This window comes from Micromonospora sp. NPDC050187, from assembly GCF_044459745.1.
GTDB lineage: Bacteria > Actinomycetota > Actinomycetes > Mycobacteriales > Micromonosporaceae > Micromonospora.
The window spans coordinates 1-15639 of sequence record NZ_JBITJH010000018.1 but is presented as its reverse complement, the minus strand read 5'-3'; the positions used below and the strand labels follow the sequence as shown (position 1 = coordinate 15639).

At 72.4% G+C, this 15639-nt stretch carries 17 protein-coding genes and 2 tRNA genes; 9 read left to right on the top strand and 10 right to left on the bottom strand.

All coding sequences use genetic code 11. From position 1 onward, the window contains the following. Window positions 1–226: 226 nt before the first annotated feature. The 3 genes from ACIBJE_RS24080 to ACIBJE_RS24070 form a co-directional block, all read right to left on the bottom strand. Window positions 227–787, bottom strand: coding sequence for a GNAT family N-acetyltransferase (locus tag ACIBJE_RS24080; RefSeq protein WP_396751892.1), 561 nt, complete (start codon window positions 785–787; stop codon window positions 227–229). Between the two features lie 140 nt (window positions 788–927). Beyond that, a complete protein-coding gene (locus ACIBJE_RS24075; protein ID WP_396751889.1) occupies window positions 928–1119 on the bottom strand; it encodes a hypothetical protein in 192 nt (63 codons plus the stop codon). 229 nt (window positions 1120–1348) lie between these two features. After that, window positions 1349–1424, bottom strand: a tRNA-Lys gene (locus ACIBJE_RS24070). A gap of 188 nt (window positions 1425–1612) precedes the next feature. Between ACIBJE_RS24070 and ACIBJE_RS24065 the strand changes: the two genes are divergently transcribed. Both ACIBJE_RS24065 and ACIBJE_RS24060 read left to right on the top strand, forming a co-directional pair. Further along, a complete protein-coding gene (locus tag ACIBJE_RS24065; RefSeq protein WP_396751887.1) occupies window positions 1613–2887 on the top strand; it encodes an Ig-like domain-containing protein in 1275 nt (424 codons plus the stop codon). A gap of 103 nt (window positions 2888–2990) precedes the next feature. After that, complete coding sequence (locus tag ACIBJE_RS24060; RefSeq protein ID WP_396751885.1) at window positions 2991–4250, top strand: Ig-like domain-containing protein; 1260 nt, start codon at window positions 2991–2993, stop codon at window positions 4248–4250. 73 nt (window positions 4251–4323) lie between these two features. Here ACIBJE_RS24060 and ACIBJE_RS24055 read toward each other — a convergent pair whose 3' ends face one another. The 3 genes from ACIBJE_RS24055 to orn all read right to left on the bottom strand — a co-directional run bounded on the left by ACIBJE_RS24055 (window position 4324) and on the right by orn (window position 5560). Then, a complete protein-coding gene (locus tag ACIBJE_RS24055) occupies window positions 4324–4656 on the bottom strand; it encodes a hypothetical protein (RefSeq protein WP_396751883.1) in 333 nt (110 codons plus the stop codon). Window positions 4657–4795: 139 nt separating this feature from the next. Continuing rightward, window positions 4796–4871, bottom strand: a tRNA-His gene (locus ACIBJE_RS24050). Between the two features lie 98 nt (window positions 4872–4969). Further along, window positions 4970–5560, bottom strand: coding sequence for an oligoribonuclease (gene orn, locus ACIBJE_RS24045; RefSeq protein WP_396751881.1), 591 nt, complete (start codon window positions 5558–5560; stop codon window positions 4970–4972). 74 nt (window positions 5561–5634) lie between these two features. Between orn and ACIBJE_RS24040 the strand changes: the two genes are divergently transcribed. Beyond that, complete coding sequence (locus tag ACIBJE_RS24040; RefSeq protein WP_396751878.1) at window positions 5635–6996, top strand: glycosyltransferase 87 family protein; 1362 nt, start codon at window positions 5635–5637, stop codon at window positions 6994–6996. 130 nt (window positions 6997–7126) lie between these two features. Here ACIBJE_RS24040 and ACIBJE_RS24035 read toward each other — a convergent pair whose 3' ends face one another. From ACIBJE_RS24035 to ACIBJE_RS24020, 4 genes are all read right to left on the bottom strand, one after another. Next, window positions 7127–8095, bottom strand: coding sequence for a hypothetical protein (locus ACIBJE_RS24035; protein WP_396751876.1), 969 nt, complete (start codon window positions 8093–8095; stop codon window positions 7127–7129). A gap of 150 nt (window positions 8096–8245) precedes the next feature. Beyond that, window positions 8246–8974: a YcnI family protein gene (locus ACIBJE_RS24030; RefSeq protein ID WP_396751874.1), complete on the bottom strand. Its 729-nt coding sequence runs from the start codon at window positions 8972–8974 to the stop codon at window positions 8246–8248. Window positions 8975–8989: 15 nt separating this feature from the next. After that, a complete protein-coding gene (locus ACIBJE_RS24025) occupies window positions 8990–10669 on the bottom strand; it encodes a copper resistance CopC/CopD family protein (RefSeq protein ID WP_396751872.1) in 1680 nt (559 codons plus the stop codon). A 43-nt stretch (window positions 10670–10712) separates the two neighbouring features. Continuing rightward, window positions 10713–11360: a zf-HC2 domain-containing protein gene (locus ACIBJE_RS24020; protein WP_396751870.1), complete on the bottom strand. Its 648-nt coding sequence runs from the start codon at window positions 11358–11360 to the stop codon at window positions 10713–10715. Window positions 11361–11530: 170 nt separating this feature from the next. Between ACIBJE_RS24020 and ACIBJE_RS24015 the strand changes: the two genes are divergently transcribed. From ACIBJE_RS24015 to ACIBJE_RS23990, 6 genes are all read left to right on the top strand, one after another. Next, window positions 11531–12103 (top strand): sigma-70 family RNA polymerase sigma factor, encoded by a 573-nt coding sequence (locus ACIBJE_RS24015; protein ID WP_396752116.1) that lies wholly within the window; start codon window positions 11531–11533, stop codon window positions 12101–12103. A gap of 54 nt (window positions 12104–12157) precedes the next feature. Further along, on the top strand, window positions 12158–12682 hold the full coding sequence (locus tag ACIBJE_RS24010; protein ID WP_396751869.1) for a MauE/DoxX family redox-associated membrane protein: 525 nt from the start codon (window positions 12158–12160) through the stop codon (window positions 12680–12682). Continuing rightward, window positions 12675–13391 carry a DsbA family protein gene (locus ACIBJE_RS24005; protein ID WP_396751867.1) on the top strand — a complete coding sequence of 239 codons (717 nt, stop codon included), beginning with the start codon at window positions 12675–12677 and terminating at the stop codon, window positions 13389–13391. The genes ACIBJE_RS24010 and ACIBJE_RS24005 overlap by 8 nt, the downstream gene beginning before the upstream one ends. Beyond that, window positions 13388–14509 (top strand): hypothetical protein, encoded by a 1122-nt coding sequence (locus ACIBJE_RS24000; protein WP_396751865.1) that lies wholly within the window; start codon window positions 13388–13390, stop codon window positions 14507–14509. Before ACIBJE_RS24005 ends, ACIBJE_RS24000 begins: the two co-directional genes overlap by 4 nt. Window positions 14510–14594: 85 nt before the next feature. Further along, window positions 14595–15071: a thioredoxin-dependent thiol peroxidase gene (bcp, locus tag ACIBJE_RS23995; protein ID WP_396751863.1), complete on the top strand. Its 477-nt coding sequence runs from the start codon at window positions 14595–14597 to the stop codon at window positions 15069–15071. A 78-nt stretch (window positions 15072–15149) separates the two neighbouring features. Continuing rightward, the coding region (locus ACIBJE_RS23990) for a hypothetical protein (protein ID WP_396751861.1) at window positions 15150–15639 on the top strand (490 nt) is incomplete at its 3' end.

The following is a 15639-nucleotide window of genomic DNA, read 5'->3' as shown; positions in this document are numbered from 1 at the left end:
GGACACGGCTGGGCGACCTTCATACAGGTCATGTAAAGACAACCGCTCACCAGGGCGGGTCGGCCCAGGCACCAGACACAGAGCCCACGGCCGACCCGCCGGACCGAGGCACCTCTCGGCTACCCCGCAAAGAGGAGCCCCTCCGTCAACGCCGCCATCTCGGCGGTACCCAGGCGGCGCTGGCAGCAGTGCCGGTCAACGTCGCCTGAACCCAGCCGAGGCTTCCTCATGCTCCTCGAAGATGAGCGTCTCGGATCTTGGAGAAGACCACGGCATCAGCGCGACGGCCCGGAAAAGCCAGGAAGCTCCGCAGCACACCCTCCTCCTGCTCGAAGGCAGCACCAGTGAGAACCCGCCGTGACGCCTCGTTATCCGGCTCCACCCACGCCTCCACCCGCAGGATCCCCGCAACATCCAACGCCCACGAAGACACCAGCCTCGCCGCACGAGTCGCGATCCCCCGCCCCAGCGCCGACGGGATGAGCCAGTATCCAAGACCAGCCACTCCCGGCTGTGGCCGCAGCATGAGCACGACCGAACCGAGCGCCTGATCAGTCCCCGCGTCAGCGATCGCGAGCGAGACACCCTCACCGCTGTCGGCTCGACTCCACTTCCGACGAACAAACGCTCGTCCCGCATCTACCGAGAACACTTCCGGAACCGTGGTGGCCTCGAGGATTCGTGGATCCTGGGCAGCGGCTCGAATGCAATCAAGATCATCTTCCCGCCACGGGCGGAGACGAACGGCCCCATCGGTAAGATCAACAACGGGATAGGCAAGCGCCACCGGACCGACGCTACGCCACAGGCCGTCCCCCGGTGGTCCCCGCCGGCGCTGCCAGCCCAGCCCGTTGGCATTCCCTGACAACCAACAACCGATGCGGGGTCGCCGCGGACCGGTTCATCGGCACCGAGCGGCCCGCGCCGTCACCGGCTTCCCTCATCGGAGCTGCCCAGGGCCGCCAGCCCCGCCCTCGCCGCCTCCAACGGAACGACCGCAGCCACCGGCTCGTCCTGCTCACTGAAGTCGACGACCTGCCCCTCCCGCATACTCCGCAGCAACTCGGGCAGCACGGCCGAGATCGGGAGGTCGTCTGGCGCGGCATAGGCCCGGTCCATGCCGCAAGCGTAGGGGCACCAGGACGGCGACGCGTTGCGGACTTCCCGCCAACCTTCCTGGCTGACATCACCGCCACCACCGGCCCGGACGTCCACCGTCACGCCACCCGTCCACCGGAACCCGCGACCGTCCAACGGCTCCCGAGCACCCACCGAGCACCGGACCATCGACGAGGAAACGAAAAAGGCTCCAACCCAGGGCGAAACCCCAGGTCAGAGCCTTTATTGCTGGTGCGCCGCCAGGGACTCGAACCCCGAACCCGCGGATTAAGAGTCCGCTGCTCTGCCAGTTGAGCTAGCGGCGCTCGTTGGCAACGGAGAGAACCTTAGCACGCAGTCTGAGCGGGGTTCCAATCCGATCCCCTCCTCACCTCTTCGGACGAGATTAACCCCCAAAAGCGGGCAAACAGCCCAGGGTTCCGGTCACTGGGGATCAGCCGCATGCGCCGATGCGGCACGATGTCCGCCAGGCACGCAAAGAACTGAGGTGGGGATGGGCAGGTTCGCGCGGGCCGGGGCGATGGTGTGCGCTCTGGCTGTGACAGCGTCGGTGGCACTGACGGGCTGCGGCCCCGATCCGCAGAAGCCGGCGTTCGTGGGCGGCGGTCCCTCGGGGGCACCCGAGACGGGCGTGGCGGCACCGGTGGGCGGCCAGGAGAGCGGGGCACCGGCCCCGAACGGGGGGACCGTTCCGGTCAGTCCGGCCGACGGGGCGAGCAACCGGCCGGTGAGCACGGAGATCACCGCCGGGACCCCGGACGTGAAGATCACCGACGTCACGCTCACCACGGCCGACGGCAAGCGGGTCGCGGGCGCGGTGCGTACCGACGGCTCGTCCTGGGTGCCGGGCACCCCGCTGAAGTACGGCACCCGCTACACCGCCACGGTCACCGGCACCGGTGCCGCCGGCCAGGTGACCGGCACCAGCACCTTCACCACGATGAAGAAGCCGAAGTCGGTGATCGGCTCCGGGCTCTACCTCTTCGACGACAAGACCTACGGCGTGGCGATGCCGGTGGTCACCGAGTTCTCCCCGGGCATCCCGAAGAAGGACCGGGCGGCGGTGCAGAAGCGGATGTTCGTCCAGACCGACCCGCCGCAGCCGGGTGCCTGGCACTGGGTGTCCAACGGCACGCAGGCCTACTACCGTGGCGTCGAGTACTGGACGCCGGGCACCAGGATCACCGTCCGGATCGCCCTGGAGGGCATTCCGCTGAGCAACGGGAAGTACGGCAACGTCGACCGCCGGGCCAGCGCGAAGATCGGCCGGGCCTTCGAGATGAAGGTGGCGAACGCCACCAAGCAGATGACCGTGTACGAGAACGGCCAGGCGGTCAGGACCGTGCCGGTGAGCCTCGGCAAGAAGTCGACCCCCTCCTCCAGTGGCACGATGGTCGTGATGGAGAAGAAGGAGGCCACGGTCTTCGACACCCGCGACGACCCCGACCCCGCCAACCGCTACGTCACCGACATCGACTTCGCGCAGCGGCTCACCTGGGGTGGCGAGTACATCCACGCGGCCCCGTGGTCCGTCCAGCACCAGGGGCGACGCAACGTCTCGCACGGCTGCGTGAACGTCTCCATGGACAATGCGCGCTGGCTGTTCAGCAAGACCCTGGTCGGCGATCCGATCACCATTACCGGCACGGAGCGTAAGCTCGCAGCCGGTAACGGCTGGACGGCGTGGAGCCTGAGCTGGGCGGAGTTCGTCAAGGGCAGCGCGCTGCCCGTGCCGGACGGTGGTCAGGGCGCCACGCTGGCGCTCTGATCGACCGGGGTCGCGTGTTTTCCTTCACGCCCCGAAACGGGTACGAGGTTCCCTGCGTCTCTTGAGGGACGATGGTTTCCGGGACCACGACTGTGAGGACATCATGCGAGCTGACCAGAACCAGCTGATCCGGAGCGGGGGCGCCCGGCGCGGCCGGCGACGTGGCGGGTTCGCGGCGGTGGTGCTCGCCGTCGCGCTCGCGCTGACCTCGGGTTGTACCGGTGGTGGCGGCGACGGGCCGGCGGCTCCGCCGGGCGCCAGCGAGAAGGCGCCCGAGGCGACCGTGGCGATCACCGCTCCGGCGGCCGACGCGAAGGACGTGCCGGCCTCGACCGGGATCACCTTCGCCGCCGAGAAGGCCCAGGAGACGACCGTCGAGCTGAAGGACCCGGCCGGAGCGGTCGTCGAGGGTGCGCTCGCCGCCGACGGGAAGAGCTGGCTGCCGTCCGGTGCGCTGAAGTACGGCGCGACGTACACGGCCACCGTGACGGCGACCGGCTCGGACGGGAAGGCCGCGACCGCGACGCACTCCTTCACCACGATGGCCAAGCCGGCCAACCAGGTGCGGGTGACCAGCTTCCTCGGCGACGGCCAGGTGGTCGGGGTCGGCATGCCGCTGATCGTCAAGTTCGGCCGGGCGGTCCCGGAGGACTACCGCGACGACGTGCAGAGCCGGATGACCGTCCGCTCCGACCCGCCGCAGGAGGGCATCTGGCACTGGGTCAGCCCGACCGAGATCCGCTACCGGCCGAAGGAGTTCTGGCAGGCGGGCAGCACGGTGCAGTACCGGGTGCAGGCCGGCGGCCTGCCGATGGGTGCCGGCTGGTACGGACGGGCCGACCTGACCGTGGACATCAAGGTCGGTGCGGCGACGGTGATGACCGTCGACAACAAGACCAAGCGGATGACGGTCACCCGGGACGGCAAGGTGATCAAGACGATTCCGGTCAGCCTCGGCAAGAAGAGCACCCCGTCGTCCAGCGGGACGATGGTGGTCATCGAGAAGCTGAAGGAGACGGTCTTCGACACCTTCGACGAGCTGGGGCCGGACGAGGGCTACCGCACCGACATCGACTTCGCGCAGCGGCTCACCTGGGGCGGGGAGTTCATCCACGCCGCGCCCTGGTCGGAGGGGCAGCAGGGCCGGGTCAACGTCTCGCACGGCTGCGTGAACGTCTCGATGAAGGACGGGGCGTGGCTGTTCAACCAGACCCGAATCGGTGACCCGGTCACCGTCAAGGGCACCGAGCGCAAGCTCCAGAACGGCAACGGTTGGACGGACTGGAACATGAGCTGGGACGAGTACGTCAAGGGCAGTGCCCTGCCGTACGAGCCGGGGGCGACGCCGTCGACGACGCCGTGACCGGACGCTGACGATCAGCGGATGACAGCCGGGGTGGCCTGCGGTGGAGGCGGGTCACCCCGGCCGTCTCCGTTCACGGCCGGTTGAACCACTGTCGCGACTGCGGGAGCAGCAGGAGCACGAGCAGGACGACACCGGCGACGAAGGACAGCCACTCTCCACCGAGGATGTTCAGCAGGGCCAGCGCGCCACCGATGACGGCGAGGATCCAGGCGATCTTGTTGCCCTTCCAGAGTCCGAACGCGATGGCGAGGTAGATCACCGCCGCGATGAGGGCGACGACGACCCCGGCCGCGCCGCCGACGCTGTCGTACATGCGCAGGACGCCCTGGAGACCGGCGAGCAGGAACACCACGGCGGCCAGGATCACGGTTGTCGGTGCCTGGCGAGGCGTAACAGTAGTCATGCTACGTACGCTACCGGCGGTTACCATGGATCGCCCTCGGTGACATCCATGAACTTCAACAGAGGCGCCCCTCGGGGAGCGCGGGACGGGGCGGGAGAAAAGCGATGAGCCCCCTCCGTAGAGGGGGCTCATCGCCAACTGGGGTGACTGATGGGAATTGAACCCACGACAACCGGGACCACAACCCGGTGCTCTGCCAACTGAGCTACAGCCACCATGCCGACCAAACCCGGATCACCGATCCAGCCGTGGCACCGGCTAATCATAGCCATATCCCTGGCGGCTACGTCCAGCGGGTTACGGTGCCCCGGACCTACAGCTCGGCGGCGATCGCCTTGGCGGTCTCCACGTCCGGCCCGGGGAGCGGAACGAACAGGGTGCGGCGGTAGTACTCCAGCTCCCGGATGCTCTCCCGGATGTCGGCCAGCGCCCGGTGCGCCAGCCCCTTGGCCGGCTGCCCGAAGTACACGCGCGGGTACCAGCGCCGGCAGAGTTCCTTGATCGAGGAGACGTCGATCATCCGGTAGTGCAGGTGACCGTCGAGGCGGGGCATGTCCCGGGCGAGGAAGCCCCGGTCGGTGGCGATGGAGTTGCCGCAGAGCGGGGCGGTACGCGGGTCCTTGACGAAGCTGGTGACGTACTCCAGCACCAGGTCCTCGGCCTCGGCGAGGGTGACCGCGGAGCGGCGCACCTCCTCGGTGAGGCCGGACTTCTCGTGCATCGTCCGGACGATGTCCGGCATCCCGGCCAGTTTCTCCTCGTCGGCGTGGATGACCACGTCCACGCCGTCGCCGAGCACGTTGAGGTCGGGATCGGTGACGAGCGCGGCGACCTCGATCAGGGCATCCCTGCCGAGGTCCAACCCGGTCATCTCACAGTCGATCCAGACGAGAAGATCAGCCACCGGAACAGACTACGCGCAGCGCAGACGGCCCGCGCCTGCGCACCGTCGGGCGGGACGACCGTTAGGGTTTCCCCGTGCCAGCCGAACCTGCCGCTCCGTCCGCCCTGGTCGAGGAGGACCCGGGCGGGCGCAGGGTCCGCCGGCTCCTGACCGTGCTGGCTCTCGTCGCCGTGCTGCCCGCCCTCTACCTGCCGGGACTCGTACACGACTTCTTCGACCTGAAGATCTACATGCGGGCGATGGAGTGGTGGGCGGCGGGCAACCCGCTCTACGACTACAGCCAGCCGGACCGGGTCCAGGGCGCCCTCTACTTCACCTACCCGCCGTTCAGCGCGCTGCTGCTGCGACCGTTCGCGATGCTCCCGCTCGGCGCGACCATCACCGTCTTCACGGTGCTCACCGCGATCGGCGTGGTGGTGACCACCCGATGGCTGGTCGGCCCGCTGGTCGCCCGGCACGACCTGCCCCGCCTGTTCACCCTGACCGTGGCGGTGCTGCTCGCCTTCGCGGTGGAGAGCACCCGGGAGACCATCACCTTCGGTCAGATCAACATGCTGCTGGTGGTGCTGATCCTGACCGACCTGCTCTTCGCCGTACCCCGGGGAAGTCGCTGGGCCGGGGTGGCGGTGGGGTTGGCGACGGCGCTCAAGCTCTTCCCGGGCATCTTCATCGTCTACCTGCTGGTGACCCGGCGCTGGCGGGCGGCGGCCGTGGCGAGCGCGACCGCCGCGGCGGCGACACTGCTGGCGGCGGCGGTCGCACCGCGCGACTCGTGGCGGTTCTGGACCCACGAGCTGTGGGCCACCGACCGGGTGGGACGTACCGACTACACCGGCAACCAGTCCCTGTTCGGGCTGCTGAGCCGCTTCACCGTGCCCGAGCAGCCGGACCGGCTGGTCTGGCTGCTGCTGGTCGCGGCGGTCACCGCCTACGGGCTGTGGAGGGCGTGGCGGGCGGCGCGGGCCGGTGACGCGCTCACCGGGCTGACCCTGACCGGCCTGGTCGGCGGGCTGGTCAGCCCGATCACCTGGACCCACCACATCTACTGGTTCATCCCGGCCGTGGTGATCATGCTCGACGCCGGGCTGCGCCCGGACCGCACCCGGCCGGCGGCCGACGACTCCGATCCGGCTGTCCGGCGGGTCCGCATCCGGTGGTTGGTGGTGGCGGCCGTGGCCACGTACCTGGTGATCGCCTACGGGGTGGTCTCGTTCCAGGACTGGGGGGCCGGTCCGGCCCGCACCGACGACCCGGTCGACGTGCTGACCCGCAACACCTACGTGCTGCTCTCGCTGCTGCTGCTGGTGGTGCTGCCGGTGCGACCGGCCGCCGGGGACCGGGTGGCCGAGGCGGGCCCGCACGTGCCCCGCGCGCGACCGCCCCGGTGGATCCGCTGGCGCCCCAAGACGAAACTTGCATCAAATGGACAGAACTGACGGGTAACGTGATTTCCGGCTAATCTGGTACCACCTACCTCAGACGTTCTCTCAGGTAGCACCGATCCCCCGGTGAAGGTGGCCCTCCGCGTCGGCAGCGCGGAGGGCCATCCGCCGTCCGGGCCCCGGATCAGTCCCGATCCCCGCTCCCCGGGGCCGCCCCACCGGTTTCACCGGGCGACAGTGGTGGCCAGACCAGGCCGGATGGAACCGGCTGACGGTCCCCCTCCGTCGCGCGCCGGTCGGCGGGCAGGTCCGCCAGGGTGGCCGGGCGGCCGGGGACCGGCCCGATGGCGGGACGACCACCCGACCCCACCGCCACCAACGTCCGCTCGGCCGGGGCCGGGTCGCCGGACGACGACCCGAGCGCGCTGAGCGAGGTGACGCCGAGCCGCTGGGCGAGGATCGGCACCTGGTCGGGTTCGACCACGAAGACCACCTCCCGGGGGCGGGGCGGACGCAGCAGGAGCAGCAGGGCGAGGGCCACCAGGAGCGCACCACCGGCGGGCAGCGCCCACCGGGCCGGGGTGAGCCAGCCGGGCCGCAGTTCGGCCCGGACGTCGAGGGCCAGGCCCGCCCGGCCGTCCGGGTGCATCAGCACCAGACTCAGCGGTTGGTCGCCGAACTCGGCCGGGTTCCACTCCAGCACGCCGACGCCCTCACGCGTCCAGAAGGGCCGGCCGAGCGGGCCGGGTGCCGGGTCGGCGGGTTCGGCGCGGCCCGCCGGTTCCACCCGCGCGGGCAGCGCGCCCCGGGCCACCACCACGCGGGTCAGGGTGGCCCGGGGCGCGTCGCCCAGCCAGCGGTCCACCTCGGCGGTCGGGGCCAGCCCGAGGAAGGCGGGCCCGTCGGCGGTACGGGCGGTCAGCCGGAGCCGGTTCGCCCCGGCGTGGACGAACGGCGCGTCCCGGCGCAGCAGGTCGGGCAGGTCGGTGACGACCACCGCGTGGCCGGTGGTCGTGACCGGCTCGAACCGGGCGCGGAACTCGCCGTCGGGGTCGGCCCGGTGGGCGACGATCCAGAGCGCACCGCCGGCGACGAGCGCCGGGATTCCGATGACCAGCAACAGCATTCCGGCAAGCGCCCGCGCGAACCGCATCCGTGTCGTCCTCCTCCTGAGCCGGGTACCTGGACGACCTTACCCAGACAAGTGGCGCAATCCCCGGATATCGGAATCAAGCGGACAGCGGCCTCGACGAGCCGGCCCCGTCGGGACACCCGACGGGGCCGGTGCGGACGTGCTGGCGGCTCAGGCGTCCTGCGCCGGCCCCCGTCGGGTACGCGCGAACGCGGCACCGCCCAACCCCAGCCCGGCGAGGCCGGCGACCAGCCCGGCGACCCCGAGCCCGGTGGCGAGGCCGGTGTCGTCCGACGCCTCGTCGTTGTCGTCGTCAGCGGCGTCCGGGGCCGTGGGCGCGGCCGACGGAGCCGCCGCGGCGAGGGCCAGCACCGGTGCCGGGCTCTCCGGCTCCTCGCCGCCCGGGGTGGGCTCCTCGATCCAGCGCTGCACGTTGCCGTCCGAGTAGGTCTGGAGGGCCTTGAAGACCATCTGCTCGGTCTGCGGCAGCGGCCCCATCGACACCGGGAACTCCTGGAACTCGCCCGGCTTGACCCCGCCGCCCGCGGCAGCCGTCCAGGTGAGCTTCGACACGACCTCGGACAGCTGGCTGCCGTGCACCTCCACCGGTGGGTCGACCCTGCGCTTCTCCACTGTCACTGTCCACCCGGACACGGGCATGGTGGACACCGAGCCGACCGGGGCGTTCTCCGGCAGCACCACCTCCACCTTCACGGTCGAGGCGGTGTCGCTCTCGTTCGGCACCCGGAACGCGAACCGGCCGTAGCTGCCCTGGGCGGCCTCCTGCGGGTTGACCGTGACGTGCGCCGAGGCCGACCCGGCGAAGCCGAGGACGGCGGTGCCGACGGTGCCGAGGGCGAGAGCGGCGGCGGCTGCCGCGATGCGCCGGTGACGGATCATGGGATGGGACCTTCCTTAACGGACGGGCACGGTGGTGGTCACCGTGGCCTGGTCGATCTCTGACGTACGTGCGGTGACCCGGAGCTGCCACTCCCCCGACGCCGGCAGGTTGATCTCCCCGGTGGCGTGGTTGTCGGTCAGCGGCAGCAGCGGGATCTCGATCGGCTCGATCCCGGCCGACGGCAGCGCGATGGTGGCCCTCCACTCCACCACCGGCTGCGGCCGGTTGTCCGGTTGGTACGCGTACAGGTGCACGGAGTTGCTGCCCGGCTCGGCCGGGTCCACCTCCACCTGGAGGGAGTAGAGCGAGCTGGTCACCGTGGTGCTGAAGAGGGTGCTGTCGGTCCCGGCGATGTCGGCTCCGGCGGTGCGGGCCGGCGTGGTCTGCACCAGCGTGGCGGTGACCCCCAGCACCACCGCGGCGACCGCCAGCTCCAGCCATAGCGCCCGGCGCAGCGGCTTCGGCCGGGCCGTCTCCCGCCACCGGCGTACCAGGTTGCGCGAGACCGCCGCCACCCCGACCACCAGCGCGAACAGTGCGATCTTGGCGATCAGCAGCCGGCCGTAGGTGGTGTCGACGAGCGCGCCGGGGCTGCCCACCTCGATCAGCGCGTTCACCGTGCCGGCGAGCAGGAGGGCCACCACGGCGATCGCCGCCCAGCGCGACCAGACCGGCAGGATGGCGTCCAGCTCGTGCTCCTCGGCCGACCGCAGCAGGAAGCCGGCGAGCACCACCAGTCCGCCCAGCCAGACCGCCATGCTGCCCAGGTGCACGGCGTCGGCGAAGACCGACAGCGCCGGAGCGGGCGAGGCCGCCGGGTGCCCGGCCAGCGGCCAGGTGAACAGCGCGGCGACGCCGAGGACGGCCAGGATCACCCGGTCCGCCCGGCCCTCCCGACCGGCCAGCAGCGGCCGGAGCAGGAACGCCGACGCGGCCAGCAGCCCGAGCCGGACCAGGTGAGCCAGGCCGAAGTCGCTGCCGAGCACGTCCCGCAGGCTCGCCCCGTCGACGTCGAGGAGCCCGCCGCCGGTGGTGTACGGCGCCTGGGCCCAGAGTCCCGCCAGGGTGCCGGCGGCCACCAGCGCGAAGCCCGTCCAGGTGACGCGGGCCGGCCCGGTGCGGGAGAGCCGCCGGGGCCAGAAGGCGCTGAAGATCAGCACCGGCCCGACCAGCAGCAGCAGACCGGCGTAGGTGAGGTACTTGGCGACCTTGATCGTCAGGCCCACCGCCGGGTCGGCGCGGCTGTCCGCCCCGGAGTCGACCGGCGGCGTCGACGGCGCGCCGACCGAGTAGGTGAACGCCCCGGACACCGGGTGGCTGTCGGCCGAGATCACCCGGTAGCTGATCAGGTAGGTGCCGCGCCCGCCCTCCGGGTCGACCGGCACGGTCACCACACCGCCCTCGAAGACCGGCCCGCCCCGGTCGGCCCGCGACCCGTCCGGGGCGATCACCCGGATCTTGTCGGGGACCTGCCGGACCGACTCGCTGAAGGTCAACACCACCTCGGCCGGGGCGCTCGGCACCACGGCCGACGCGGCCGGGCTGCTGCTCACCAGCACCGCGTGCGCACTCGCCGGCCCGGCCGGGACGAGCAGCAGGGCCACCAGGACGACCAGCAGGCCGGCCCCGGCGGCCAGGCGGGCGAGCGGATGAGCCGCGCCGGCACGGCGCGGCAGGGGTGTCGGAGCTGTCATGTGCGCAATGCTCGCCGAAGGACAGGGCCGCTGACGACCCAGGTCACCTCGGTCCCGCGACGGCGGGAGCCGCGAGCGGGGCGTCCACCTGGCGGGTGGCGCGGCCCAGCGCCCAGAGCAGACCGGCCTGGACCACCGCGGCCAGGTGACCGATCTCGTGCACCAGGGCGGTCGTCGAGTTGGCGATGTCCACCGCGCTGGTGCCGGCCAGGCAGACCGCCAGCACGAAGGCCACCGGCACGAACGCCTGGGCCCGCTCCGGCCGGTACGCGGCCAGCGCGAAGCCCACCGCGAGCGCCACGTCGAAGGACGCCATCTCCCGGCTGGTGTGCGGGTCGACGGCGGCCACCCCGAGGCCGGCGAGGAGGATCGGCAGCGCGATGGCGAGCTGGGCGGCCGCAGCCACCGCCACCGCCACCCGCAGCACCTGCCGACGGGCCCGGACCGCCGCCGTGGCCGCGGCCCGGGTGGCCTGCTCGTCGGCGGCCACCGCCGCCAGCACCGAGGCGGTGAGATCCGGCACGTCCACGGCCTGCACCCGGACGAGCCGGGTCACCTGTTCGGCCCGGGCCAGCCAGCTCCGGCATCCGGAGCACGTGGAGATGTGCGCGTCCAGCGTGGCCGGCGGCGTGCCCGGATCCTCGCCATCCAGCCGCGCCGACAGCGCCGCGCGTACGTCGTCGCATGTCATGGTGGGATAGTCGGTGGCCGGGCCCGGTTGGTTCCCGGCGTGGCGCACGCCATGGAAGTGCCTAAGGTCTCTGTTCGTTCCGTTGTCTCCGCGTAACCTGGAGTGTCGTGATCCCCGCGCCGTTGGACGCCGCCGGGGCCGGCCGCCCCGCCGCCCCCCCGGACAAACCCGTGTGGGCGACGCCGCACGACCGGGCCGACCCCACCACTCCCGGGCCCGACCCGGCGACCCACTGGGCGCTCACCGCCCGCGACGGCGACCCGGTCGCCCAGGCCGCGTTCGTGCGACTCACCCAGGCCGAGGTGTGGCGCTTCGTCGCCGCGTTGATCGACCCGGACAACGCCGACGACCTCACCCAGGAGACCTACCTGCGGGCGTTCCGGGCACTGCCGGCGTTCGAGGGACGGGCCAGCGCCCGCACCTGGCTGCTCGGCATCGCCCGACGCACCTGCGCCGACCACCTGCGCACCGTGGTCCGGCGGCGACGGCTCGACGAGCGGCTCGCCGCACAGGCGTACACCGACCGGCCGCACCCCGACCCGGCCGGGCACTTCGGCGCCGCCGACCTGCTCCGCCGACTTCCCGCCGACCGACGCGAGGCGTTCGTCCTCACCCAGCTCCTCGGCCTGTCGTACGCCGAGGCGGCGGCGGTCGGCGGCGTGCCGGTGGGCACCATCCGGTCCCGGGTGGCCCGGGCCCGGGGCGACCTGATCGAGGCGGTCGGCGACGCCCTGGGTAGCTGAGCCGGAGGCGGGGCGGTGGAAGCGACGGAACTTCACGGTGGATCGGAGCGACCAATGACCGTGACCGCACCCCGCCCCCGGGTCGTCAGCTGGCCCCTCCTGCGTCCCTGGCTCGCCGTCGCCGCCCGGCTCGGCCTCGCCGCGGTGTGGTTCGCCGCCGGCGGCAGCAAGGTCGGCGACCTGGCCGGCTCCGGGCGCGCCGTCAACGCCTACCAGGTCATGCCGTACGACCTGGCGATGGTGGTCGGCGCGGCGCTGCCCTTCGTGGAGCTGGCGCTCGGCGTCCTGCTGCTCGTCGGGTTGGCCACCCGGCTCACCGCCGGCCTCTCGGCGGCGCTGCTCGTGGTCTTCGTCGTGGGCATCGTCTCCGCCTGGACGCGGGGGCTCGCCATCGACTGCGGGTGCTTCGGCGGCGGCGGGGCTCTCGCCGCCGGCGAGAGCCCCGCCTACCTCCCGGAGATCCTCCGGGACCTGGGTTTCCTGGCGCTCGCCGGGTTCCTGCTGATCTGGCCCCGCACCCCCGCCTCGGTGGACGGGTGGCTGGCGGGCACACCGGCCACGGAGGACGAGGATGAGTAGTCGCAAGGGGCAGAAGGACGCCTCCCGGGTGGTCCGCGAGCAGCTCGCCCGGGAACGACGCCGACGCCGGACGCTCTGGACCTCGGTGGCCGCCGTGGCGGTGCTGGTGATCGCCGGGCTGATCGGGTGGAGCATCTACGCCGGGCAGCGCTCCGACGAGTTCACCCCGCCGACCGGCGCGAACGACGCCGGCACCGGGATCGTGGCCGGTTCCGGCCCGGTCACCGTCGACGTGTACGAGGACTTCATCTGCCCGGCCTGCAAGCAGTTCGAGCAGCTCAGCGGCCCCACCCTGAACACGCTCGTCGAACAGGGCAAGGTCCGGGTGGTGTACCACCCGGTCGCGTACCTCAACCGCTTCTCGAGCACCGAGTACTCCACCCGCGCGTCGGCCGCGTCCGGCTGCGCCGCCGAGGGCGGCCGGTACCGCGAGTACGCCGGGGCGCTCTTCGAGCGGCAGCCGCCGGAGGGCGGCGCGGGCCTCAGCGACGACGAGCTGACCGACATCGCCGCCGGCGTCGGCATCGACCGGGACGGGTTCGCCTCCTGCCTGCGCGAGGGGACCTTCAAGCCGTGGACCGAGCACGTCACCGAGGAGGCCAGCCGGGCCGGGATCACCGGCACGCCGACCGTCCTGGTCGACGGCAAGCCGGTCGAGAACCCGACCCCGGACGCCATCACCGCGGCCGTCGAGGCAGCCGCCCGGTGATCCGGTCGCTGCTGCTCCGGGCGGGAGTGTCCCTGGTCGGGGCACTCGTCGCGCTGCTGGCGACCGCCGCCCCGGCCGCGGCGCACGGCGCGGACGCCCCGAACGGCAGCGACTACCGGGTCGGGGTGACCGGGCTGGCCCCGGCCCGCGACGGCGTGGACGTCCGGACGGTGGAGGCGGGCGCGCGGCTGGAACTGCGCAACCGCACCGGCCGGACGGTCACCGTGCTCGGGTACTCCGGCGAGCCGTACCTCCAGGTGCGCCCCGACGGGGTGTACGAGAACGTCCGCTCGCCGGCGACGTACCTGAACCGGACCCTCGCCGGCGAGACCCCCGTGCCCGCCGACGCCGACCCGACCGCCGAGCCGTCCTGGAAACGCGTCGACGACGAGCCGGTGGCCCGCTGGCACGACCAGCGGGCGCTGTGGCGGGAGTCCGGCCCGCCGCCGCAGGTCGGCGCCGCCCCCGACCGGGAACACCGGGTACGCGACTGGGTGGTGCCGCTGCGCGACGGCGAGGCCGCCGTGGAGCTGCGGGGCACCCTGGACTGGGTGCCGCCGCCGGACCCGTACCCGTGGTGGGCGGCGGTGGCCCTCGGCACGCTCGCGGTGGGCGCGCTCGGGCTGGCACCGGCCGGCGCCCCGGCGGGCCGGCGGGCCCTGGCCGGGCTCGGCGCGCTGCTCGCCGCCGGTGGCCTGGCCGCCGTCGCGGTCGCGGTCGGCCGGGCCCTCGACGCGGGGGCCGAAGGGGCCGGCGGACTGCTCGTCACCCTGTTGACCGGCCAGACGTGGGCACTCATCACCGGACTCGGGGCGGTCGCCGCCGGCGGGTGGACGCTGACCCGGCACGCCGCCGCCGACTTCGGACTGGCCCTGGCCGGTGCCTGCCTGGCGCTGTTCGCCGGGGTGACCAACGCGGCGGTGCTCGCCCGCTCGGTGCCCCCGCTGCCCTGGCCGGCCCAACCCGTCCGGCTGGTGGTCACGCTGATCCTGGTGACCGGGGCGGGGGCGACCCTGGCCGGGGTGTTCCGGCTGCACGCCGCGAGCCGCGCGGTCACCGAGGCGACCCCCCGCCGCCCGGCCGGCATCGGGCACCTCCGACCCGAGCGGGCCGGGTAGGGGCGGTGGGGTCGGTGGGGTCGGGGCGGGACACGGGCCGTGGGGTCACGCCGCGGCCGGGACCGGAGGCCGTAGGGTCTCGGACATGACCGCGCCGCACCGTCTCAGCCCCGGCGACCCCGCGCCGGACTTCACCCTGCCGACCGACACCGGCAGCACGCTCTCCCTGACCGACCTGCGTGGCCGCAAGGTGATCCTGTACGCCTACCCGGCCGCGATGACCCCGGGCTGCACGAAGCAGGCCTGTGACTTCCGCGACTCGCTCGCCTCGCTCCAGGCGGCCGGGTACGAGGTGGTCGGCATCTCCCCGGACAAGCCGGAGAAGCTGGCGAAGTTCCGCGAGCGCGACGCCGTCACCTTCCCCCTGGTCTCCGACACCGACAAGGCGGTGCTCACCGCGTACGGGGCGTTCGGCGAGAAGCAGATGTACGGCCGGACGGTCACCGGGGTGATCCGGTCCACCTTCGTCGTCGACGAGGACGGAAAGATCGAGCGGGCGCTCTACAACGTCCGGGCCACCGGACACGTCGCCAAGCTGCGCCGCGACCTCGGCCTGGACTGAGGCGTCACCGGCCGCCGCACAGGGTCCGCGCCGATACCGTCGACGGAAACCGTCACACCGGGCCGATACCGTGCGTGCGTGACCCGTTACCGCCACACCCCGCAGGCGCTCGCCGACGCGGCGGCTCGCGCTCGGAACGTCACCGAGGTGATGCGCCTGCTGGGCGTCCGGCTCAGCGGCGGCTCGCACGCCCACATCAGCCGTCAGCTCAAACGGTTCGGCATCGACACCTCCCACTTCACGGGTCAGGCCCACAATCGTGGGACACGTGGTCGCCGTATCCCAGCGCCCCTCCTGCTCGTGAGACTGCCGGACGGATCGCGGCGGGTGGCCGACAGCCGACTGAAGCGCGCCCTGGCCGCCATCGGGTTACCCGAAGAGTGCGAGGGGTGCGGCACCGGAGCAAACTGGCAGGGCGCTCCGCTCACCCTGCACGTCGACCACATCAACGGTGACTTTCTCGACAACCGACCGCCTTGGGTTCAAGTGGTTGTTGCAACGGGGTGGATTCTCGTGAGGATGAGGGTTCATGCCAGGGAGACGGTTGTCGTCCGCGGAGCGGGCGCAG